Here is a 20462-nt window from a genome sequence, read left to right on the forward strand (position 1 = left end):
TAGGGTTGTAGCGCGCAGCTGAGACTACGGTTAGAAAACTAGCTCCCCTCCTTGGATAAGGAGGGGAGCTAGTTTTCTAGCTTTTACTTCTTGATTTCGCCGACCATGTCCTCGGGCTTGAGCCACTCGTTGAACTGCTCTTCGGTGAGGTAGCCGAGCTGGAGGGCGGTTTCCTTGAGGGTGGAGCCGTTTTTGTGGGCCGTCTGGGCAATTTCGGCGGCTTTGTAGTAGCCGATGTGGGGGTTCAGGGCCGTTACCAGCATCAGGCTACTGTCTACGTGCTTCTTGATGTTGGTTTCCAGGGGCTCGATGCCGGCGGCGCACTTGTCGTTGAACGACACGCACACGTCGCCGATAAGACGGGCCGAGTGCAGGAAATTGTAGATCATCAGGGGCTTGAACACGTTCAGCTCGAAGTGGCCGTTCATGCCGCCGATGTTGATAGCTACGTCGTTACCCATCACCTGGGCCGCTACCATGGTCATGGCCTCCGACTGGGTGGGGTTCACCTTGCCAGGCATGATGCTGGAGCCGGGCTCATTGTCGGGGATGTGCAGCTCGCCGATGCCAGCGCGCGGGCCCGAAGCCAGCAGGCGGATGTCGTTGGCAATCTTCATCAGGCTGGCAGCCACGGTTTTCAGGGCACCGTGAGCTTCCACAATGGCGTCGTGGGCGGCCAGGGCCTCAAACTTGTTTTCCGCCGTGATGAAGGGTAGGCCGGTGAGGTCGGCAATATGTTTGGCAACGTTTTCGGAGTAGCCGGGAGGCGTGTTGATGCCGGTGCCCACGGCCGTACCACCCAGAGCCAGCTCCGAAAGGTGAGCCAGGGTATTCTTAATGGCACGCAGGCCGTGGTCGAGCTGCGACACGTAGCCGCTGAACTCCTGACCCACCGTGAGCGGGGTAGCATCCATGAGGTGGGTGCGGCCGATTTTCACGATGTGCATGAACTGCTCGCTCTTAGCGCGCAGCGTGTCGCGCAGCTTCTCAATACCGGGTATGGTCTTCTCTACCAGAATCTTATAGGCCGCAATGTGCATAGCCGTCGGGAAGGTATCGTTCGAGCTCTGCGACTTGTTCACGTCGTCGTTGGGGCCAGAAACTTCTTCTCGTCGGAAAGCTGACCGCCGTTCAGGACGTGGCCGCGGTAAGCCACTACCTCGTTCACGTTCATGTTGCTCTGAGTGCCCGAGCCGGTTTGCCACACCACCAAGGGAACTCCTGATCCAGCTTGCCTTCCAGAATTTCGTCGCAGACGCGGCCAATCAGCTCCGCTTTCTCCGCCGACAGGATGCCGGCGTCGCGGTTGGTAAGGGCGGCGGCTTTCTTCAGGTAGGCAAAGGCGCGGATGATTTCCTTGGGCATCTTGTTGATGTCCTGGGCAATCTGGAAGTTATCGATGGAGCGCTGGGTTTGGGCGCCGAAGTAGGCGTCGGCCGGCACCTGCACGGTGCCCATGGTGTCTTTCTCGGTGCGAAACTGAGTCATGCTTCTAGTGGGTGAGAAGAGAATAAGGTGACAAGAAAGCGCGCGGCAAGCCGGCACGCCGCAAAAGTACGCAACGGCGTACGGCCCCGCACCGCTACCCCAAAATTCTGCCCCAGGTTCGCCCGGCTGCCTGCCCGCTGCCTACGTATAGGATAGCTCAAGCATCTTACTAGCTACTCTACGTCATGAAAAAGACCTTCGAATCTGAATCCGACGCCCTGTCCGTACAGTCTGAAACACCTACCACGGCCCAGCCTTCCGCCGTAACGCCACCCGCCCAGGAAAACACGGCCCCTACGCCCCTTCAGCCTCCACCGCCAGCACCAGCTCTAACACTGACGAAACCCCAGTACCCGTAGCTGGCAACGGTGCCCCCGACTACAGCCAGGTGGAAATAAAAACCGAACCCGACCTGCCCCGCGAAGTAACGCCCGGCGGTAGCGCCACCGAACCCGAAAGCGGCGGTGGTTACAGTGGGTAGAGAGAATTGATAAGGTGTCATGGCGAGGGCATCGAAGCCATCCTTCCTCTCATTTGTGACACATCTCCTAACGTAACAAGCCCTTGACGCTACTATCCGTCAAGGGCTTGTCACGTTTTAGGAGTAGGACGTTGGTCAGGACGGATGGCTTCGGTGCCCTCGCCATGACCAGTATACTTTACCGCTGCTCAATCTTAAAGGGCACGGTGATTTCGACAGTGCGGGCGGTGCGGCGGCCGTTCTGAATGGCGGGAAACCAAGCCGGACCCTCCTGAAGCAGGCGAATAGCTTCGGCGTCGCACTCCTCAGACAGCTTCTTGACTACTTTAATGTTTGATACTTTGCCATCAACGCCTACCACAAAGCGCAGCTTTACGTTGCCTTCCTGCCGAGCTTCCAGGGCTTTTTCGGGTAGTCGAGACTGTCGCGCAGGTACTTTTTGAGGCTAGTGTAGCCCCCGGCCGGCATGGCCCCCACCAACATAGGCGCGGGCGGCGCATCGCGGCGCACTACGACTACCTCACTCAGGGCACTAGAACTGGGCGAAAGGGCCAAGGCCAGCGTGGAGTCGGAAGGGCGCAGGGCGCGGGTTTGGGCGGTGTAACCGATGGAGCTAATCGTAAGCTGCTCAGTAGCAGTAGGCACTTGCAGGGAGAAAGACCCATTGGAATTGGTAACGGCTCCCTGCTGCGTGCCAGGCACCAGCACCGTGGCGCCCGGCAGCGGCACCCCAGCGGCGTCCGTCACGCGACCCTGGATAGTACGCAGATTCTGCGGTAAGAGCGGAGCTGAAGCTGAACCTTCCGCAACACGCCTTTTGGCTTTAACCGCCAGGGAGGCTGCAGCTACATCGGCAGTGACCGGTGGTTTTCCTGCAGCATGCACTGAATCTGCGGAGGCCGCTGCTGCAGCTGCAACGTAGGCATCAGGTGGTGCAACCCCACTTTGCACCTGTTCCATGGGCTCACCCACTGCCGGCCCATCGGCCAGCACCGAGCGCGCCAAATAAGACGGGCGCCTTGTCGCCAGCTGCCGACGGCGCAACGACGAAGCTGGCGCAACTGACGATACGGTTGCTATAGCAGAGGAAGCAGACACGGCGGGCTCTGCAGTGCGTAATGGCGCGGGTGCGGGAGTAGTAGAGGCAGATGCAACAGCTTCTGCAGCGGGCTTGGCGGCTATAGTAGCTCTGCTCTGTAAACGATTAGCAGTCAACCATACCAAGGCAGCACCTATTGTACATAGCAGCACCGCCGCGGCCGCTAGCTGTTGCCAGGCCCAACCCAGGGGCGGCTTGGGCTTCGAACCCATGGCTAATTCTTCTACGCGGGCATGCAGGCGCTGGCGCAGGTCAGCCAGACTAGTATCGGTAACGGCAGCGGGCTGCAGCGCCAGGCCTTCCAGCACGTCGGCGCAGCGGGGGCAGGTACTGGTATGGGCTTCTACGCGGTGCTGCTCCAAGGGCTCCAGTGTTCCGGCCACGTAGCGGCGCAGCACTTCCAGCGGCAGGTGCCGGGAAGCGGTGGGCTCAGAAGCAGCATTAGGGAGAAGCATTGGAAGCAGCAGTGGTTTCGAGGTAGCGGCGCAGGTTGCGCTTGCCGTTTTGGAGGTGACTTTTAACCGCGTTCAGGTCGAAGCCCGTGAGGTCAGCAATGTCGCGGTAGCATTTCTTTTCGAGGTAAAACAGCTCCAGGCATTGTCGTTGGCCGGGAGGTAGTTCAGCCAGGGCGTGTTCTAGCTGTTGGAGCTGCTGTTCGTGGAGGTCGGCTTCGGTAGAGTCATCTTCTACCAGATGCCGGGCCGCGGCCAATTCCATACCGGCGGCATCGGGAAAGTGGACCACCAGCGCCCCACCCGCCGCGGGGCCCGCCCGCTGCCGGGCCCGCAGCACCATCAGGCAATGGTTGCGAGCGGTGGCGTGCAGCCAGGGCGCGAAGTTCTCTACCTCATGTTGACGCAACTTACTTACCAATTGCTCAAAGAGTTGCATTACGGCGTCCTTGGCATCTTCCTCGTCGCGGAGGTAGCGCCGACAGATGGCCAGCACCTGGGTCATGTGCCGGTCGTAGAGCGCGCCTACATCGTGCACGTCGCCCTGGGCGTGGTAGCGCCGGAGCAGCTCCGCATCGGAGAGCTCGGCAGCAGGCGCAGGACGGCGGGAGCGACGAAAGAACATATCAGGGCGAAAGGCCAGAACCGAAAGCTACACTTTCGGGCCGGAAAAGCATGGAGCTGCCTCCTCAACATCTCCAATCGAAAGGCGGAAAGAAAAGCCAGAAAAATATTTTTCACGGCGCGTGTGGAATCCGGCAGCGGGGCGCATCTACAAGAAAAGCTGCTCTCCTAACGCCCCGGTTATGTCGCCTTCTTTCCCTTTCCTGTTTGGCTCAACACTGGCTCTGCTAGGCAGCCGCTCCGCACAGGCTCAGCTTCTTACCCCGCTGATACGCTGCACGCTGCGGCTCCGCCACCGGCCACGGCTCCGCCTTCCTCCGCTCTGCCCTAGTGGCTGACCACTACCCAGGAGTGTGCCGCCATGCGGACCGCAGAAGCCCACTCCACGCCCCACCAAGCCCACCGCCGCGAGAGAAAACTGCGCCGTTGGGCCACGGCGCAACCCAGTTCACTTGTGCTTCCCTAACCACTTATTTCCTTACCTCCGAAGCCTGCGCCTACTTCACTCACTTGCGGCCGGGCGGTGTTGGTTGCAGCCTCACTACCTCACATGCGCCGCTGGAGCAACTTCGGCTTTATCCTGATTCAAGTGCTTTATGGTTACTCGCGCTATTCCTAGTGTAGATAAAAAAGGCCCCACCGAAGTTCGGTGGGGCCTTTGTGTGGGGAATAGGTGGGAGGAGAGAGAATTAGAACGAGTAGTTCACGGACGCCTTAATCACGCGGTTCTGGGCGTCGAAATTGTTGTTTTTATCCAGGGACGAGAGGCCGTAGTCGTAGCCAGCGCTCAGGCCCAAGCCGTTTTGGAACTGGTAGCCCAGGCCGCCCGTCACGGAGAAGTCCACGGGGCGAAACTGTTCTTTGATGTCGAAGTCCTTGTTAAAGGCCGAGAAGCCCAAGGCGCTGGCATTCACGCGGGCCTTGCCCGAGAGCAGCACGGAGGCTTGCGGGCCAGCGTACAGGTAGAATCCATCGGTGAGGTAGGCCTTGGCCAGCAGCGGAATATCGAGGTAGGCCATGCGGGCCGTGGCTTTCACCTTGGCATTCAGGAAGTCGAACTGTTCCAGCGGAATGCGGCCGGTCAGGGCGGTTCCTTTCTCGGAGTAGGCAACACCCGGCTCAATGGCAAAGCGCGGGCCCAGCGGCAGGGTAGCGTAGAGGCCGGCATGGAAGCCCGTCTTCATTTCCTTGGTCACGGCCCCGTTGGTGTACTCCGCCAGGTCCATCACGCTGCTTACCGCATCACCCGACCAGTCGGCCACGTTTACGCCAGCTCGGATACCGAATTTCACGCCATCCGTAGCCGAAGAAGTGGAGTAGGAAGGCGTAGAACGCACCGGGCGGGCCTGGGCTTTGCCGGTGTAAGCGGGCACGCGGTGGGGCTGAATCTGAGCTTCGGAAGCCGTAGCAAAAGCCGTAACAAAAAGGGTAGCAGCGGCCAGGCGGCCGAAAAGTCGCTTCGTATTCATGGCAGGAAGAGTTGGAAGGAAGGGCCGGCTACCAAGGATGCACAGCGGGTGGCTGCCGGCTTCGGATGGGTAGTATTACAAAACCGTGCCAACTTTTCTTTTCAGCATCGAAAGGCCATATGGCGTAAGCAAATGGCCTTTTCTCAACCTAAGCAGGTGCCGCTTACCCTAACCTTCTATTGCTTTCCTTCCACCGTCCTGGCTTCTACTCCAGCATATGCTGCGTTACCAGTAAGATCTTATAAATAGCAAAAGGACCGTCATTCCGAGCAGCGCGAGGAATCTGGGGTAGCTTCCAGAGGACAACCCAGATTCCTCGCGCTGCTCGGAATGACAGGTGGTGACATCTTGCATCCTAGCGCATCACATTATATTCACCTGGTGGCTACTACAGCACATAAGAGGTAGTAACTTTCTTTTAAATCAAGCCGCGACCGAACGGTTGTTCGTACATCTTTCCAAATAAATTATTTGGAATTGCCACTGATGCGTTTCACCTTGCCAGCGTAAAGCACCTGATTCTCATGCTTCAGCACACCGGCCGCTTCTTTTTTAGCTACTACTTCTACTACGCCACCACGTAGTCGAGCGGCCCTCCTGTAGCTTTCCAAACCGAAACGCTCAGCGCCTCTCGACAACCTCGGGAGGCGCTTTTTTTACGCTTACACTCCAGTTACTCATGCTCACCTCGGCTTTCTTTTACTACGGCTACTATTATTTCTTTTTCACGAAGAAGCCGGGCCTGATTTGCCGAAGCTGACCGAAGCGCAGCCACCACAGCAAACCAAGGCCCCGCACTCCGGAGGCCTTTTTTAGTACCCTTTCATCACCAGTACCATGCTCCCAGCCGTTGCCATTCAGGGTTTCGAAGGCAGTTTCCACCAGATAGCCGCCCGGCGCTACTTTAGCTCTGAGGCGGTGGAGGTAGTGCCGTGCGCCACGTTTGGGGAGGTAGTAAATTCGGTGGTGGGAGGACGGGCCGGGGCGGCCGTTATGGCCATTGAGAATTCTATTGCCGGCAGCATTCTGCCTAACTACACTCTGCTGCGGAAGTCGGGCCTGCGGGTGATGGGCGAAACCTACCTGCACATCCGCCAGCACCTGATGGCCCTACCCGGGCAGCAAGTGGAGGATATTACCGAAGTGCACTCCCACCCCATGGCCTTGCTCCAGTGCGCCGACTACCTGAGCCGCCACAAGCATTGGCGCCTAGTAGAAACCGAGGACACGGCCCTGAGCGCCCAGCGCATTCGGGAAAGCCAGCGGACCGGCGTAGCGGCCGTAGCCGGCACCCTAGCCGCGGAGCTGTTCGGGCTGGATATTCTGGAAGCCGACATTCACTCCGAAAAGAAAAACTACACCCGCTTTCTGGTGGTAGCCCGGCCCGAAAATGCCCAAGAGGTTGCCCAACCCAACAAGGCCTCACTGTACTTTCATACCAACCACACCCAGGGCAGCCTGGCCCGGGTGCTGGTACGTATTGCCGACCTGGGCATCAACCTGTCCAAGCTGCAGTCGTGCCCCAAGCCGGGCAGCACCTGGCACTACTACTTCCACGCCGACCTGGAATTCGACCAGCCCGCACAGTTGCAAGCCGCCCTCCAAGCCATTGCCCCGCTCACGGAAGGACTGGAAGTGCTGGGCGTTTACCACAAAGGCGACACCCACTAAATAAAATCAACCCGAACTGTCCTTCCGACGCAGAAGGAATCTGAGTTACTCATCAGTGGCTAACCCAGATTCCTCGCTTCCGCTCGGAAGGACAAATATCCTACCTCATGCACGTTTCCGTCGCCAGTCGCCTTCAGCACACCCAGGAGTACTACTTCTCGCAGAAGCTGCGCGAAATTGATGGCCTGAATAAAGCCGGTAAGCACATCATCAACCTGGGCATTGGCTCGCCCGATATGCCGCCCCACCCCCGCGTGGTAACGGCTCTTACGCAGGCTGCGCAGCAGCCAAATACCCACGCCTACCAGAGCTACAAGGGCGTGCCGGCCCTACGCCAAGCCATGGCCGGTTGGTACCAGCGGCAGTACGGCGTAACGCTCGACCCGGAGGCGGAAATCCTACCCCTGCTGGGGTCCAAGGAAGGCATCATCCATGTGAGCATGACCTTTCTGGAAGCTGGCGACGAGGTGCTGATTCCGAACCCGGGCTACCCCGCCTACCGGGCCGCGGCCCACCTCAGCGGCGCTACCCCCATCGACTACGACCTAACCGCCGAGAGCCACTGGCTGCCCAACCTGGACGCCCTGGCCCAGCGCGACCTGAGCCGGGTGAAACTCATGTGGGTCAACTACCCCCACATGCCCACTGGCACCGCCGCCGATGCTGCGTTTTTCACCAAGCTCGTGGCCTTTGCCACCGCCCACAACATCCTGCTGGTCCACGACAATCCCTATAGTTTCATCCTGAACACGGAGCAGCCGCAGAGCCTGCTGGCCGTGCCGGGGGCGCGGGAGGTGGTGCTGGAACTGAACTCCTTAAGCAAGTCGCACAACATGGCGGGCTGGCGCGTGGGCTTGCTGGCGGGTCGCGCCGATTTGCTTCAGGAAGTGCTCCGCTTCAAAAGCAACCTCGATTCTGGCATGTTCCTGCCGGTGCAGTTGGCGGCCGTGGAAGCCCTGAACCTGGACGACACCTGGTATCAGGAGCTGAACGCCCACTACCGCACTCGGCGCGAATTGGTGTTCGAACTGCTTGATACCATCGGCTGCACGTACCAGCACAACCAAGTGGGCCTGTTCGTGTGGGCTGCTATTCCGGCCGGCTATGCCGATGGCTACGCCCTCAGCGACGAGCTGCTGTATAACGCGAATGTGTTCATCACGCCGGGCGGCATCTTCGGCAGCAACGGCAACGGGTTCATTCGGGTGAGTTTGTGCCAGACCACGGAGGTGCTGCAGGCTGCCCTGGGCCGCATCAAAGCCGCCCGGCAACTACCGGCTACTCCTAGCCCGTCCTCTACTACCTGACACGTCACGCTTCAATCAGCCCATCACCCTGAGCACTCCGCGCATCAAGCGGCGACGAAGGACCTTATCACGACCGCGCAAGTCGTTGTTGCCTTGCTCGCTCCGCTGCTAGCCGTTCGGGCGTGTTAAGGCCATTTAAAGCTCCAGATGACGGGCTAACAGTTAGGATGAAGTGCCTTTTAAACTCGCTCAATCACCAACTCACCATTTCTCAATTTCACCACCCCACCAAATGGTAGTCACGATAATCGGAATTGGCTTGATTGGCGGCTCCCTCGCCCTGAGCCTCAAGGAAACCGGCCTCGCCCACCACATCATTGGGGTGGATCGGAGCCCGGAAAACCAGCGCCAGGCCGTAGCCTTGGGCCTGGTAGATGAGGTAGAAAACGAGCTGAGCGCTGCCGTCACCCGCGCCGACCTAGTAGTAGTAGCCGTGCCCATGGATGCCATGCTTGGCGTGCTGCCCCAAGTACTCGACGCCGCTACCGACCGCCAAGTGGTGATGGATGTGGGTTCGACCAAAGCTACCCTGCTGGCCGCCGTAGACGGGCACCCCAACCGCGCCCGTTTCGTGGCCGTGCACCCCATGGCCGGCACCGAGTACTCCGGCCCGTCGGCTGCCGTGCCCGGCCTGTTCAAGGGCAAAACCCTGGTTATCTGCGACGCCGCCCGGAGCGCCGAAGACGCCGTAGCCCGGATTGAAGCCGTGTTTGGGCGCCTGACTATGCACTTGGTGTACATGGATGCCGCCGCTCATGATTTGCACACGGCCTACATTTCACACATTTCGCACATTACTTCTTTTGCTCTGGCCCTCACGGTGTTAGAGAAGGAAAAGGAAGAACAGCAGATCTTTGCCCTGGCCAGCGGCGGTTTTGAGTCGACGGTGCGCCTGGCCAAAAGCTCGCCCGACATGTGGGTGCCCATTTTCCGCCAAAACCGCGTGAACGTGCTCGACGTGCTCGACGAACACATCCACCAGCTCCAGCACCTGCGCGAGCTACTAGCCCAGGAAGACTACCCCGCTGTGTACCAGCAAATTCAACAAGCCAACCTGATCAAGAAGATTCTGAAGTAACGCCGGCCGCCAGTACCAGAACAATGTAGAGACGCGACACTTCGCGTCTCGGCGCTAGAACGAACTGAACCGCGCCGCCTAAACAACGTCAGCAACGATTGAGACGCGAAGTGTCGCGTCTCTACATTGTTCTGACACCCAGACAACTTCTTCCCTTCCTCAACCACAGAAAACGCAAACTCAACATACCTCATGGAACAGCTTCTCACTTCCCCCGCCGACGCGGCCGAACACCCGAAATTCCTCGCTAAAAAGCCGCTTATTATTTCCGGGCCTTGCTCGGCGGAAACCGAGGAACAGCTCATTGCTACCTGCACCCAGTTGGCCGCTACTGGCAAGGTAGACATGCTGCGGGCCGGCATCTGGAAGCCCCGGACCAAACCTGGTCTGTTCGAGGGCATTGGCACCAAGGGCCTACCCTGGCTGCAGCGCGCCAAGCAGCTGACGGGCCTGCCCACCACCGTAGAAGTGGCTACCCCCAAGCACGTAGAAGATGCTCTGGCCTTCGACGTGGACGTGCTCTGGATTGGGGCCCGCACCACGGTGAACCCCTTCTCGGTGCAGGCCGTGGCCGATGCCCTGCGCGGTGTGGATATTCCGGTGTTCATCAAGAACCCGGTGCACCCCGACCTGGAGCTGTGGATGGGGGCCGTAGAGCGCCTGGCCAAGGTAGGCAACCAGAAAATCGGGCTGATTCACCGGGGCTTCGCCAGCTACGGCAACACGGAGTTCCGCAACGCGCCCATGTGGCACCTGCCCATTGAAATGAAGCGCCGCCTCCCCGATTTGCCCATCATCTGCGACCCGAGCCACATTTGCGGCAACCGCACGGGCCTGGCCAGCGTGGCCCAGAAAAGCATCGACCTGGATTTCGATGGACTAATGCTGGAGTCGCACATTGACCCTGATAACGCTTGGAGCGACGCCAAGCAGCAAGTAACGCCCCAGCGCCTGGCGGAGCTGCTCGACGGCCTGACCTGGCGCCACGAAACCACCGACCAGCAAGAGTTCCTGACGGTGCTCAGCAAGCTGCGCGAGCAAATCAATCAGCTCGACGACGAGATTCTGCACCTGTTGGGCCGCCGCATGCAGGTAGCCGAGAGCATCGGGCAGTACAAAAAGGACAACGACATTACCATCCTGCAAACCAACCGCTGGAACGAGATTCTGGAGCGCGGCATCCAGAAGGGCAACCAGCTCGGCCTCACCCGCGACTTCATTCTGAAGTACTTCGACGCCGTGCATCTGGAGTCCATCAACCGCCAGAACCGCGTGATGAACCGCGAGAATCTGGAGTAGAAGGTGATGAAGTGAAGAGCTGATGGGGTAAAATATGGTAAACGAACGTCATGTCGAGCCCCGCGAGACATCTCGCGTGCTGATGTTGCAATGCTAATCCAACGTCAGCACGCGAGATGTCTCGCGGGGCTCGACATGACGTTCTGATTTTTAACAGGTTTGCTTTACAGGCTTGGCAGGGTTTCGGTCAGTTCTTTCTACTATTGAAAAACCAACTACCCCGCCCTATGCCCCTGCCTACCCTCATCCGCGCCGCCGGCCTGCTGCTGACCGCTACCCTGCTTATCACCGACTGCCAGCAGAAACCCGACGCCGCCTCAGCCCCCGGCAACGACACGCCGGACACTACCTCCGCGGCGTATCTGAAACCCTTTGAATCGGGTATTCGCAGCGGGGGAGTGCGGCTGATTCCCATCAAGACGCCCAAGGGCACCTTCAACGTGTGGACGAAGCGGTTTGGGACGGGCAAGATTAAGGTGTTGCTCCTGCACGGTGGGCCGGCCATGACTCACGAGTACTTTGAGTGCTTCGAGAGCTTCTTCCCGCAGGAAGGCATCGAGTTTTACGAGTACGACCAGCTCGGTTCCTACTACTCCGACCAACCCCAGGACGACGATTTGTGGCGCACCGAGCGGTTTGTGGACGAAGTGGAACAGGTGCGGCAGGCCTTGGGCATTGATAAGTTTTACGTGCTGGGCCATTCCTGGGGCGGCATCCTGGCCCTGGAGTACGCCCTCAAGCACCAGGACCACCTCGCGGGCCTCATCATCTCGAACATGGTGGCCAGCATTCCGCGCTACGATGCTTACAACAAAACCCTGCGGGCCCAGCTGCGCCCTACCCTGCTGGATTCGCTGGAGAAGTTCGAGGCCGTGAAAGACTACCACAACCCCACCTACGAAGGGCTGGTGTTCAAGAACTACTACTCCCGGCACCTGCTGCGCTTGCCCGAAATGCCTGACCCAGTGGCCCGCTCCTTCAAGCACGTCAATCAGCACGTGTACGAGCTGATGCAGGGCCCGAATGAGTTCAAAACCGCCGGCCGCCTCCTCACCTGGGACCGGTGGAACGACCTGGACCAGATTACGGTACCTACCCTCATGATAGGCGGGCAATTCGACACCATGAACCCCAAGGAAATGGAGGAGATGAGCCGGCTAGTGAAGCAAGGCAACTACCTGCTCTGCCCCAAGGCAGTCACATGAGCATGTGGGACGATCAGCAAACCTACTTCCGCGGCCTCACCCGCTTCCTGAAGTCGGTGAATGACGGCACGTTCAAAGCCGGCACCACGCTGTAAAACAGTTCCGTGTCATTCCGAGCGGAGCGAGGAATCTGGGTTAACTTATTGAGCCGTTAAAGGGAGCAGCAAAAGACTAGATAACGTCCATCATGCAGAGGCGTAGCCGAAGCATCTCGCGTGCTGACGTTGCAGTGCTAACTCAACGATTCGAGCGAGATGCTTCGCCGCCGCCTCTGCATGACGTTCTTTTGGCTTCCTGAATAGCTGGGGTGAGTTAACCCAGATTCCTCCTGCGTCGGAATGACATGGGGTTTACTCTGGCTGGGCGGCGGTAGCGGTTTTCATTCGCTCCTCAATTTGGCTGAGCAGGAAGGCGGCGTCCTCTTTGTGGGCATCGTCGGGGAACAGCTCCACGGCGCGGCGGGCGTGGTTACGGGCCTTTTCAAAGTCCTTGAGCTCCAGGTACACAAAGGCCAGGTTGAGGTGAGCCGTGGGATAATTCTTGCGCAGCTGAATGGAGCGCTCAAAGGGAGCCAGACTCTCCTTGAATTGCCCTAGCCGCTGATAGGAGTAGCCCAGGGCAAAATACGAGAGGTAGTCGCCCTGGCCGTGGTCGTGGGCCTGCTGGTAGTGCCGGATGGTGCGCCGGAAAACCTCATCCTCGCTCAAGTCCGATTCGGCGCAGTCGCACTGCTGCACCGTGAAGTAATAGTCGCCGAGGGCCCGGTCGAGCTTGTAGTTGTCGGGGTACTGCTTCTGCAATTTTTCTAGCACCCGGCGCACCGGAAAAGAGTAGCGCACGGAGTCCTGCCCAAGCTGGCGCAGGCTGTCGGGCGAAAGGTCCAGCAGCTTTAAGTCGCGGAAGTTAAAGCGCTTGAGCTCGTCGGTGGCCGTGTAGTAGTGCAGGGCTACCTCTGTTTTCTGCAGGGCTACTGCGGGGTCGGTGTTCATCTGATCCAGAAACTTGAGCAGCTTCCAAGCCGATTCGTAGCGCCGCTCCAGCACCAGCTGATTCACCCGCTGCAGGGCCGTGGCTTGGGCTGCGGCTTCCGCGGCGGCCGTGGTTTGGCCCCGGCCCACGCAGGGAGCGAGCAAGAAGAACAGCAGCAACAAGATAAACGGACGCATACAACGGCAACGGTAGAACCTGCCCCAAAGATGCCGGAATTTGCGAGGATGCGGGCCGGTCAGGCAGACGACGGTACTAGCAACCCGTAACGGAAACAGCCCCTATTCTGGTACGGTAGCTGGGCGGGTGTGGGGCGCGGCAAGGTGCGGGTAGTGTCCTGTAAAGTCTGACACCAAGCTATTTTGGCATGGCTATTCCATCCGAAAAACTCAAGTTGCTTCCTGGCTGGCTTAAGCCCAACAACTTCCGGCCCGCACTGGCAGTACACTTCCCAACCCACTCAAAACCGCTTTCTTGCGCCCATGCTCTTTTATACTGTGATGAAGCCCCTCGTGCAGGTGGCCCTGCGCGTGTTTTTTCGGAAACTAGAGGTGCGCCACCCCGAGCGGCTGCGCATGCGCGGGCCCCTGCTCATCACCAGTAACCACCCCAACACCCTCATGGATCCGCTGGTAGCGGCCGTGAACCGGCGCCAGCCCATTGCCTTCCTGGCCAAGAGCACTTTTTTCAAAAACCCTATTTCGCGGGCCATCATGGAATCGGGTAACTCCATCCCGATTTACCGCCGCCAGGACCTGGACACGGGGCCGAAACCCTGACGCCCGCCCAGCTAGAAGCTCAGAACGAAAAGGCCTTCGGCCGCTGCTACGACTACTTTGACCGGGGCGGCACCATCATGATTTTCCCTGAAGGCACCAGCGTATCGGAGCGGCGGCTGCGGCCCCTGAAAACCGGCGCCGCCCGCATAGCCCTGGGCGCCGAGGCCCGGCACAACTTCACGCTGGGCCTGCACATTCTGCCCTTGGGTATCAACTACTTCGATCCGCAACGCTTCCGCTCCGACGTGTTCATGGACCTAGCCGAGCCCATTCGGGTAGCCGACTACGCCGAGCACTACCGCCAGGACCCGGAAGGCGCCGCCGACGTGTTGACCGAGGAAATTCGTCGCCGCATGGAGTCCCGACTGGTCATTACTCGCACCGACGAGGAAGACGAGCTGGTTACGCAGGTGGAGCGCACCTTCGGCCAGCACCTCATCCAGGACGATGAGGAAACGCTCTACGACAACTTCCAGCTCAGCCAGACCTTGCTTAAAGCTGTGCGCTACTTCGAGGAGCTGGACGCCGGCCGCCTGGGCGACCTGCGGGAAAAGCTGCACGCCTACCACCAGCACCTGCGAGAACTGCGCCTCACCGACGACGCCCTGGAAACCCGCAACAACGAGAGCAGCCGTCTGCAACGCGCCATTTCGGCCGGGCTGCGGCTGGTGCTGGGCGCCCCGCTTTACCTCTACGGCGCGGTTAATAACTACCTACCCTATATCATTCCGTCGGTCATTGCCCGGCGGGCCACCAAGGACGTGGAGTTCGTGGCGCCCATTATGCTGGTCACGGGCATGCTCACCTTCACGCTGTTCTACCTGGGCCAGTGCGCGTTGGTACACCACTTCACCCAAAGTTGGGGCTGGACCCTGCTCTACTTTATCAGCCTGCCGCTCTCCGGCTTCTACGCCCTCAGCTACTGGGGCAATCTAGAAGAACGACTCCGCCGCCTCCGGGTGCTGCGCTTATTCCGGCAGAACCGCCCGGTTATTGAAAAGCTGCTCCGCCAGCGCACCGAGTTGCTGCGCCTACTACGCGAAGCCCGCACTACCTACCTAGCCCAGCGGTGAGGTGGTGATTCGGTGATTGAGTGAAGTAGTGACTCAAGCTGTGTGGATAGCGAATTTAGAGCTCGTCATGCAGAGGCGCAGCCGAAGCATCTCGCTCGAATCGTTGAGTTAGCACTGCAACGTCAGCACGCGAGATGCTTCGCCTTCGGCTCTGCATGACGGGCTATTTTGACTCAAAAGTTCTTACTATCCACACAGCCTAGCGAGCTTACGTGTAAACACATACCTAATACACTTAAACCGCCTGTCATCCTGAGCCCAGCGAAGGACCTACTACACTAGAACGAGTCGTTGTTACGATGTCGTGCCACTGTGATAAGGTCCTTCGCTGGGCTCAGGATGACAGACGGTTTATCTAAATGAAAGAAGCTATTTGCGCCAGGCGGTTCAGCAATACTGCACCAAATTGCTGCCTCTCGCCACTAGGAGGCACGCGCATGAGCAGTAGCTCAGGCGGCTAGAAGTCTACCTTCACGCCTAGGCTCAAGGTTAGGATATCGGCTGGTGACAGGCCTTTGGTGTTTTGCACGTAGCTGATCAGATACAAATCGTTGGTACCGAGCTCATAGTAGCCCGACAGGTTGCGCTTGCGGCCGGCGGCCGTAGGCGGCAGGGCGTAGCTCAGGCGGCTACCCAGCAAGGGGCCAACGCGGGTATCCGTCGAGAACCAGTAGTAGCCACGGCTGTATTGGTTGGGCTCCTCGTCGTTGAGCGTGCCGTGGGTGTAGCTGAAGTAAACGCCCACCGAAAGCGGCTTCACGCTCCACTTCTCCCCCACTGGCAGCGTCCAGGGCGAGTACAGTAGCTTGGCCGAAGCCAGGGAAAGGGTAGAGCCGGCGTACTTTTTGGGTACGTAGCCCACCAGAATATCCAAGTCCAGCCGGTCGCGCAGGGAGTAGCCCACGCCGGCCGCTACCATGCCAAGGCCGCCGCCCGTTTGCACCACCGCGTGGCGGGGCCGGTACCAAGGCAGGCCATCGGCGGAGCGGGCGGTGGTTTGGGTTAGACCGGGGGCAGGGGTGGCACCTGTGGTGTCGGGGGAGGAAGTGGAGCCGTGGGGGCCGGCCACAGCGGCCAGCGGCGCGGCCGCCAGGGCGGCCAGTAGTAGTCGCTGTACCATTAGAAAGTCACTTTTTTCAGCCGAAACTGCTTGTCGCCCCACACCGTCACAATCAGGTACTGCCGCTTCTCGAAGCCGTAGGAGTTGATGTAGGTAACGCCATCATTGAACGGTTCGCCAATGCTGAAATCGTGGCGGTGGCCGTTCATCTCGAAAGCCAGACGCGGGTCGTTGCGCAGGGCCGTGACGTAGGCCTCGCGCACGGCTGGGTCAAAGTCCTCATCCTGGGGCGGAATGTGGGAAATGATGACGTGGCGGCGCGTAGAGGTATCCCGCAGCTCCTGGTTCACCCAGGGCATGTTCGGAATCTTACCATCAAAGTTGTACTCGCGGCCGTTGGTGTCCGTGAGAATGAACTTGGTATCGGCGTATATAAAGGAGTAGTTGAGAGGCCCGAAGATTTTCTCGTACGCCTTCCGGCCGTTGCCCACGGAGTCGTGGTTACCGATTACGGTGAGGTAGGGTATTTTCAGCTTGCGCAGATGATCGTCAACCCAGCGCATTTCGCGGCCAAAGCCGAAGTCGGAAATGTCGCCGGCTATCAGCATAAATTGAATGCCGGCCTGATGATTTACGCTCTTGACCAGGTCCTCGGCCTCGTCGTAGAAGCGCTGGGAGTCGCCGGTAAACACAAAGCGCAGCGTGTCGCCAGCGGGCAGCGGGGTTTGGGCCAAACGAGCCAAGTTCTTGGCCGTGAGGTCCTGCTGCTCGTCGGAGGAGCGATGATCGTTGGGGCTGAACTCCAGCAGCTCGCAGCCGCCGAGCAGAAGCGCGGCCGTAGCGGGTAGGAGCGTACGAAGGGGAAAGTTTCGGAAAATTGAGCGCATACGCCTCGACACAAAAAGACAAAAAGCCTGACTATCCGGCGGAATAGTCATGGCGCTATATACAGTTGAAGCCCGCGGTTGGTTAAGCCTGAAAAGGCGTTGTGTGCTACCCTAAAGCGCTTTTCGAGCGTGCGTTTCCGGGTTAAACCCCTTACGCAGCGCTTACGAGGCCAAAACTGATTCTAAAGGCATTCCGAAGAAAAAGCGAGTTTCCGGAAAAAAGAGGTGTTCCTATTCCCGGAAATTATTCCTACTCATCTAAGTATTGGTGCACAAACTTAATGGCCATGCTGCCCTCACCAACGGCAGAGGCCACGCGGGCCATGGCACCGGCCCGGCTGTCGCCGGCGGCAAACACGCCGGGCACGCAGGTTTCCAGCAGGTAGGGTTCCCGGCGCGGATGTTTCCAGGAGGTAGCGTAGCGTGGGTCCGTTACCAGGTCGCGGCCCGTGAGCACGAAGCCTTTGCCGTCGCAGACGATGGTGTTGCACACCCACTCCGTGCTCGGCTTGGCCCCGATGAACACGAACAAGGCCCGGGCCGGGTGGCGCTCTAGCTGCCCCTGCCGCCGGATGATGACCTCCTCCAAATGGTCGGCCCCGCACACTTCCGCTACCTCCGTGAAGGGTAGCAGCTCAATGTTAGGCGTCTGCCCGATTTGCTCAATCAGGTAGGCCGACATGGAGGCGGCCAGGCTTTCGCCCCGAATGACGATGAACACGCGGCGGGCGTAGGTAGCCAGGTACATGGCCGCCTGCCCCGCGGAGTTGCCGCCGCCCACAATGTACACGTCCTGGGCCTGGCAGGTGCGGGCCTCGGTGCGGGCGGCCCCGTAGTACACGCCGGCTCCGCTGAGCCGGTCCATGCCGGGCGCCTCCAGGGTGCGGTAGCTGACGCCGGTGGTCAGCACCACGGCGCGGGTCTGCACTTTGCTACCATCACTGAGGGTCAATACTTTGTAGCCATCCTGCACGCACAGGTCCGTTACTTCCTGGGGCGCCAGAATTTCGGCCCCAAGGCGCACGGCCTGGGACCAGGCGCGGTGAGCCAACTCGCTACCACTCAGGCCGGTCGGGAAGCCCAGGTAGTTTTCGATGCGGGAGCTGGTGCCCGCTTGGCCGCCGGGAGCCTGACGCTCAATCACCAGGGTTTTCAGCCCCTCGGAGGCCCCGTACACGCCCGCCGCCAGCCCCGCCGGACCGGCCCCAATTACTACCACATCATACAGCTCCTGGGAGGCCTGCACCGTGAGGCCCACCCGCAGGGCTACTTCCGTGGCCGAGGGGTTCGCCAGGGCTGTGCCATCTTCCAGCACTACCACTGGCAAGTCGCTCGGAGTGAATCCTTTCTGCGCCAGCAAGGCCTGGGCTTCCGAGTCGGTTTCGAAGTCGAGCCACTGGTAGCCGATGAGGTAGCCGGCCAGAAAGTCCTTGAGGTCGTGGGAGCGGGGCGACCATTGAAACCCGATGAGGCGCACGCCGCGGAAGGGAGGCCGGTAGGTAGCCTCCCAGGCCCGCAGCAAGTCGTGCAGGGTAGGGTACAGCAGCTGCTGGGGCGGGTCCCAGGGCTTCATCAGGTAGTGGTCGAGGCGGGCGGAGTTGATGGCCCGGATGGCGGCTTCCGTATCGGCGTAAGCCGTGAGCAGCACGCGCTTAGCATCAGGGTACAACTCCCTGGACTGGCTGAGCACCTCCACGCCCTCCAGGCCGGGCATGCGCTGGTCGGCCAGGATTAGGGCCAGCGGCTCCTCCCGGTCCTTCAGCTCCCGCATGGTGGCCAGGGCCTCTTCCCCAGAGCTGGCCCGCAGCACCCGGTAGTCGCGCCGAAACTCCTGGCGCAAGTCCCGGTCGATGGCACTGAGCACCTGCGGGTCATCGTCAACACAAAGCAGAACAGGTTTTTTCATGAAGGCAAGGACTAGAAAGGCAGGTAGTTAACGTAGGGTATAGGTCAGCTTCAGGGTAAGCCTAGTGCTGTTCGGCGGGCGCCAGCACCGGCAGCCACACCCCAAACTCCGTGTGGCCGGGCCCCGACTGCACTTCCAGGCGGCCGCCGTGCTGCTCTACAATCCGCAGGGCAATGTCGAGGCCAAGGCCGGTTCCTTCGCCGGCGGGTTTGGTGGTAAAGAACGGCTCCATGATGCGGGGTAGCACTTCCGGCGGAATACCGGGCCCATTATCAATGATGAACACCCGCACGAAGTCGCCCTCCTGGCGGGTGCGCACCGTAATTTCGCCGCCCGGCGGCAGGGCGTCAATGGCGTTATCCAGCAAGTTGGTCCACACCTGGTTTAGGCTGCTGACTTGGCCTTTGATTAGGGGAAGCTGGGGAGCATAGTCGCGGAGTACCTGCACTTTCTCTTCGCGCAGGCAGTAGCTCAGCATGTTGAGGGTGCTGTCGAGGCCGGCGTGCACGTCCAGGGGGCAAAGTCGCCGCCCCGGTCCATGTGGCTGTAGGTCTTCACATTAGCCACGAGGGTAGTGATGCGCGTGCCGGCTTCCTGCACGTCTAGCACCAGCCGGCGGGTGGTGAGCTGCCCTTCCAGCCAACTCAGGGCCGCGGGGCGGGCCGCCTCGGGCAAGGCATCGGCAACGGGGGCCAGCGCGGCCAGGGTCAGGCCGGCGTCGAGCAGGCCCGCGGCCAGCTGGTAGCCATCGGGCACGCCCTGGGTTTCTAGCCACTCGGCCAGCTCGTCTTCGGCATCGGCGCGCGCCAACGCAGAGCCGGCGGGCGAGGCCGCCGTAACGGGGGCCGTAGCCAGCGCCGCCAGGGCGGCCAGTGCCTCCGGCGAAGGGCAGTGGCGGACGAATTCCAGCAGTAGGGCCGGCTTGGCTTGCAGCAGGTTAGTAAGGGTTTCGGCAGCCCGCATGATGGCCGCGGCGGGGTTGTTGAGCTCGTGGGCCAGGCCGGCCGAGAGCTTGCCCAGGGCGCGCAGCTTGTCGTCGCGCTCCTGGGTGCGGGCTTCCAGCCGGGCCCGGTCACTCATCAGGCCCACCAGGCGCTGCACCAGCTCAGGGCTCACGTGCTCCAACTCCGGAAACAGATTGCGGTGCAGCAGAAACAGGGTTGTTTCCCCAACGGCCACCCCGTGCCCGCTGATTGTCCGGAGGCGAGAGTAGGGTAGCACCCCACTAATCTGGCCCGCATCAATGCGGAAAGCCGGCTCCCGACTCCCGTTGCGCACGGCGTAGAACTGCAGTCCGCCGGCCAGTACGCCCATCATGTACTCGGCCTCATCGCCGGGCTTTATAATGGTTTCGCCGGGGGCAAAGGTGCGCTGTTCGCCGTGTTGCGCCAGCCACTCCAGGGTAGCGGGCGGCAGACCGGCAAAGGCAACCAGGGGCGCAAGATCAGGGGGTAGCATAACGGAGGTAGTAAAACGTGCAGGCAGGACAACCCATGAAAGGTAGGGGCGCGACGGGGAAATACGCGGGCAGCGCGCGGGAGCCTCCCAAGTATATACCGGAGGCTATAAAAGATGTTTCTTGCCAAACTTTTTGGCT

At 60.2% G+C, this 20462-nt stretch carries 18 protein-coding genes and 1 pseudogene; 8 read left to right on the top strand and 11 right to left on the bottom strand.

The features are described 5' to 3' along the window. Positions 1–83: 83 nt before the first annotated feature. A pseudogene (gene fumC, locus MUN84_RS11300) lies at positions 84–1488 on the bottom strand (class II fumarate hydratase). 185 nt (positions 1489–1673) lie between these two features. Between fumC and MUN84_RS11305 the strand changes: the two are divergent. After that, positions 1674–1847, top strand: a complete 174-nt coding sequence (locus MUN84_RS11305) for a hypothetical protein (RefSeq protein WP_244694197.1) — start codon at positions 1674–1676, stop codon at positions 1845–1847. A gap of 300 nt (positions 1848–2147) precedes the next feature. Here the strand turns inward: MUN84_RS11305 and MUN84_RS11310 are convergent, their stop codons facing one another. From MUN84_RS11310 to MUN84_RS11325, 4 genes are all read right to left on the bottom strand, one after another. Beyond that, on the bottom strand, positions 2148–2330 hold the full coding sequence (locus tag MUN84_RS11310; protein WP_244694198.1) for an energy transducer TonB: 183 nt from the start codon (positions 2328–2330) through the stop codon (positions 2148–2150). An 11-nt stretch (positions 2331–2341) separates the two neighbouring features. Continuing rightward, entirely contained in the window at positions 2342–3523 is a 1182-nt protein-coding gene (locus MUN84_RS11315) for a carboxypeptidase-like regulatory domain-containing protein (RefSeq protein ID WP_244694199.1), read from the bottom strand. Continuing rightward, complete coding sequence (locus tag MUN84_RS11320; RefSeq protein ID WP_244694200.1) at positions 3510–4145, bottom strand: RNA polymerase sigma factor; 636 nt, start codon at positions 4143–4145, stop codon at positions 3510–3512. The genes MUN84_RS11315 and MUN84_RS11320 overlap by 14 nt, the downstream gene beginning before the upstream one ends. Before the next feature lie 688 nt (positions 4146–4833). Then, a complete protein-coding gene (locus MUN84_RS11325) occupies positions 4834–5613 on the bottom strand; it encodes a porin family protein (RefSeq protein WP_244694201.1) in 780 nt (259 codons plus the stop codon). Positions 5614–6450: 837 nt separating this feature from the next. Here MUN84_RS11325 and MUN84_RS11330 point away from each other — a divergent pair. From MUN84_RS11330 to MUN84_RS11350, 5 genes are all read left to right on the top strand, one after another. Then, positions 6451–7284 (top strand): prephenate dehydratase, encoded by an 834-nt coding sequence (locus MUN84_RS11330; protein WP_244694202.1) that lies wholly within the window; start codon positions 6451–6453, stop codon positions 7282–7284. A gap of 107 nt (positions 7285–7391) precedes the next feature. After that, complete coding sequence (locus MUN84_RS11335; RefSeq protein ID WP_244694203.1) at positions 7392–8591, top strand: pyridoxal phosphate-dependent aminotransferase; 1200 nt, start codon at positions 7392–7394, stop codon at positions 8589–8591. 172 nt (positions 8592–8763) lie between these two features. Then, positions 8764–9669 (top strand): prephenate dehydrogenase, encoded by a 906-nt coding sequence (locus tag MUN84_RS11340; protein WP_317238906.1) that lies wholly within the window; start codon positions 8764–8766, stop codon positions 9667–9669. A gap of 192 nt (positions 9670–9861) precedes the next feature. Beyond that, positions 9862–10968 (top strand): chorismate mutase, encoded by a 1107-nt coding sequence (locus tag MUN84_RS11345; protein ID WP_244694205.1) that lies wholly within the window; start codon positions 9862–9864, stop codon positions 10966–10968. A gap of 227 nt (positions 10969–11195) precedes the next feature. Further along, on the top strand, positions 11196–12173 hold the full coding sequence (locus MUN84_RS11350; RefSeq protein WP_244694206.1) for a proline iminopeptidase-family hydrolase: 978 nt from the start codon (positions 11196–11198) through the stop codon (positions 12171–12173). A gap of 350 nt (positions 12174–12523) precedes the next feature. On the opposite strand, the gene MUN84_RS11355 is transcribed toward MUN84_RS11350, so the two are convergent. After that, positions 12524–13339 carry a tetratricopeptide repeat protein gene (locus MUN84_RS11355; RefSeq protein WP_244694207.1) on the bottom strand — a complete coding sequence of 272 codons (816 nt, stop codon included), beginning with the start codon at positions 13337–13339 and terminating at the stop codon, positions 12524–12526. A 303-nt stretch (positions 13340–13642) separates the two neighbouring features. Between MUN84_RS11355 and MUN84_RS22975 the strand changes: the two genes are divergently transcribed. Both MUN84_RS22975 and MUN84_RS11360 read left to right on the top strand, forming a co-directional pair. Beyond that, positions 13643–13939, top strand: coding sequence for a 1-acyl-sn-glycerol-3-phosphate acyltransferase (locus MUN84_RS22975; protein WP_262920505.1), 297 nt, complete (start codon positions 13643–13645; stop codon positions 13937–13939). Continuing rightward, positions 13936–15012, top strand: a complete 1077-nt coding sequence (locus MUN84_RS11360) for a 1-acyl-sn-glycerol-3-phosphate acyltransferase (protein WP_262920713.1) — start codon at positions 13936–13938, stop codon at positions 15010–15012. Before MUN84_RS22975 ends, MUN84_RS11360 begins: the two co-directional genes overlap by 4 nt. Before the next feature lie 457 nt (positions 15013–15469). Here the strand turns inward: MUN84_RS11360 and MUN84_RS11365 are convergent, their stop codons facing one another. The 5 genes from MUN84_RS11365 to MUN84_RS11385 form a co-directional block, all read right to left on the bottom strand. Then, positions 15470–16132 (bottom strand): hypothetical protein, encoded by a 663-nt coding sequence (locus MUN84_RS11365; RefSeq protein ID WP_244694208.1) that lies wholly within the window; start codon positions 16130–16132, stop codon positions 15470–15472. Next, the gene (locus tag MUN84_RS11370) at positions 16132–16959 is read right to left on the bottom strand and encodes a metallophosphoesterase family protein (RefSeq protein ID WP_244694209.1); all 828 of its coding nucleotides are present in this window, start codon (positions 16957–16959) and stop codon (positions 16132–16134) included. The genes MUN84_RS11365 and MUN84_RS11370 overlap by 1 nt, the downstream gene beginning before the upstream one ends. 250 nt (positions 16960–17209) lie before the next feature. After that, positions 17210–18865 (bottom strand): FAD-dependent oxidoreductase, encoded by a 1656-nt coding sequence (locus MUN84_RS11375; protein WP_244694210.1) that lies wholly within the window; start codon positions 18863–18865, stop codon positions 17210–17212. A 61-nt stretch (positions 18866–18926) separates the two neighbouring features. Then, complete coding sequence (locus tag MUN84_RS11380) at positions 18927–19373, bottom strand: sensor histidine kinase (protein WP_244694211.1); 447 nt, start codon at positions 19371–19373, stop codon at positions 18927–18929. Further along, entirely contained in the window at positions 19337–20323 is a 987-nt protein-coding gene (locus MUN84_RS11385) for a cyclic nucleotide-binding domain-containing protein (RefSeq protein ID WP_244694212.1), read from the bottom strand. Before MUN84_RS11385 ends, MUN84_RS11380 begins: the two co-directional genes overlap by 37 nt. Between the last annotated feature and the right edge of the window lie 139 nt (positions 20324–20462).

Source organism: Hymenobacter sp. 5516J-16, from assembly GCF_022919335.1.
Lineage (GTDB): Bacteria > Bacteroidota > Bacteroidia > Cytophagales > Hymenobacteraceae > Hymenobacter > Hymenobacter sublimis.

Excerpts from the sequence above, each read along its gene's own strand:
- MUN84_RS11305 (WP_244694197.1), top strand. The coding sequence starts at position 1,674 with ATGAAAAAGACCTTCGAATCTGAATCCGACGCCCTGTCCGTACAGTCT.
- MUN84_RS11315 (WP_244694199.1), bottom strand. The coding sequence starts at position 3,523 with ATGCTTCTCCCTAATGCTGCTTCTGAGCCCACCGCTTCCCGGCACCTG.
- MUN84_RS11320 (WP_244694200.1), bottom strand. The coding sequence starts at position 4,145 with ATGTTCTTTCGTCGCTCCCGCCGTCCTGCGCCTGCTGCCGAGCTCTCC.
- MUN84_RS11325 (WP_244694201.1), bottom strand. The coding sequence starts at position 5,613 with ATGAATACGAAGCGACTTTTCGGCCGCCTGGCCGCTGCTACCCTTTTT.
- MUN84_RS11330 (WP_244694202.1), top strand. The coding sequence starts at position 6,451 with ATGCTCCCAGCCGTTGCCATTCAGGGTTTCGAAGGCAGTTTCCACCAG.
- MUN84_RS11335 (WP_244694203.1), top strand. The coding sequence starts at position 7,392 with ATGCACGTTTCCGTCGCCAGTCGCCTTCAGCACACCCAGGAGTACTAC.
- MUN84_RS11345 (WP_244694205.1), top strand. The coding sequence starts at position 9,862 with ATGGAACAGCTTCTCACTTCCCCCGCCGACGCGGCCGAACACCCGAAA.
- MUN84_RS11350 (WP_244694206.1), top strand. The coding sequence starts at position 11,196 with ATGCCCCTGCCTACCCTCATCCGCGCCGCCGGCCTGCTGCTGACCGCT.
- MUN84_RS11355 (WP_244694207.1), bottom strand. The coding sequence starts at position 13,339 with ATGCGTCCGTTTATCTTGTTGCTGCTGTTCTTCTTGCTCGCTCCCTGC.
- MUN84_RS22975 (WP_262920505.1), top strand. The coding sequence starts at position 13,643 with ATGCTCTTTTATACTGTGATGAAGCCCCTCGTGCAGGTGGCCCTGCGC.
- MUN84_RS11365 (WP_244694208.1), bottom strand. The coding sequence starts at position 16,132 with ATGGTACAGCGACTACTACTGGCCGCCCTGGCGGCCGCGCCGCTGGCC.
- MUN84_RS11370 (WP_244694209.1), bottom strand. The coding sequence starts at position 16,959 with ATGCGCTCAATTTTCCGAAACTTTCCCCTTCGTACGCTCCTACCCGCT.
- MUN84_RS11375 (WP_244694210.1), bottom strand. The coding sequence starts at position 18,865 with ATGAAAAAACCTGTTCTGCTTTGTGTTGACGATGACCCGCAGGTGCTC.
- MUN84_RS11385 (WP_244694212.1), bottom strand. The coding sequence starts at position 20,323 with ATGCTACCCCCTGATCTTGCGCCCCTGGTTGCCTTTGCCGGTCTGCCG.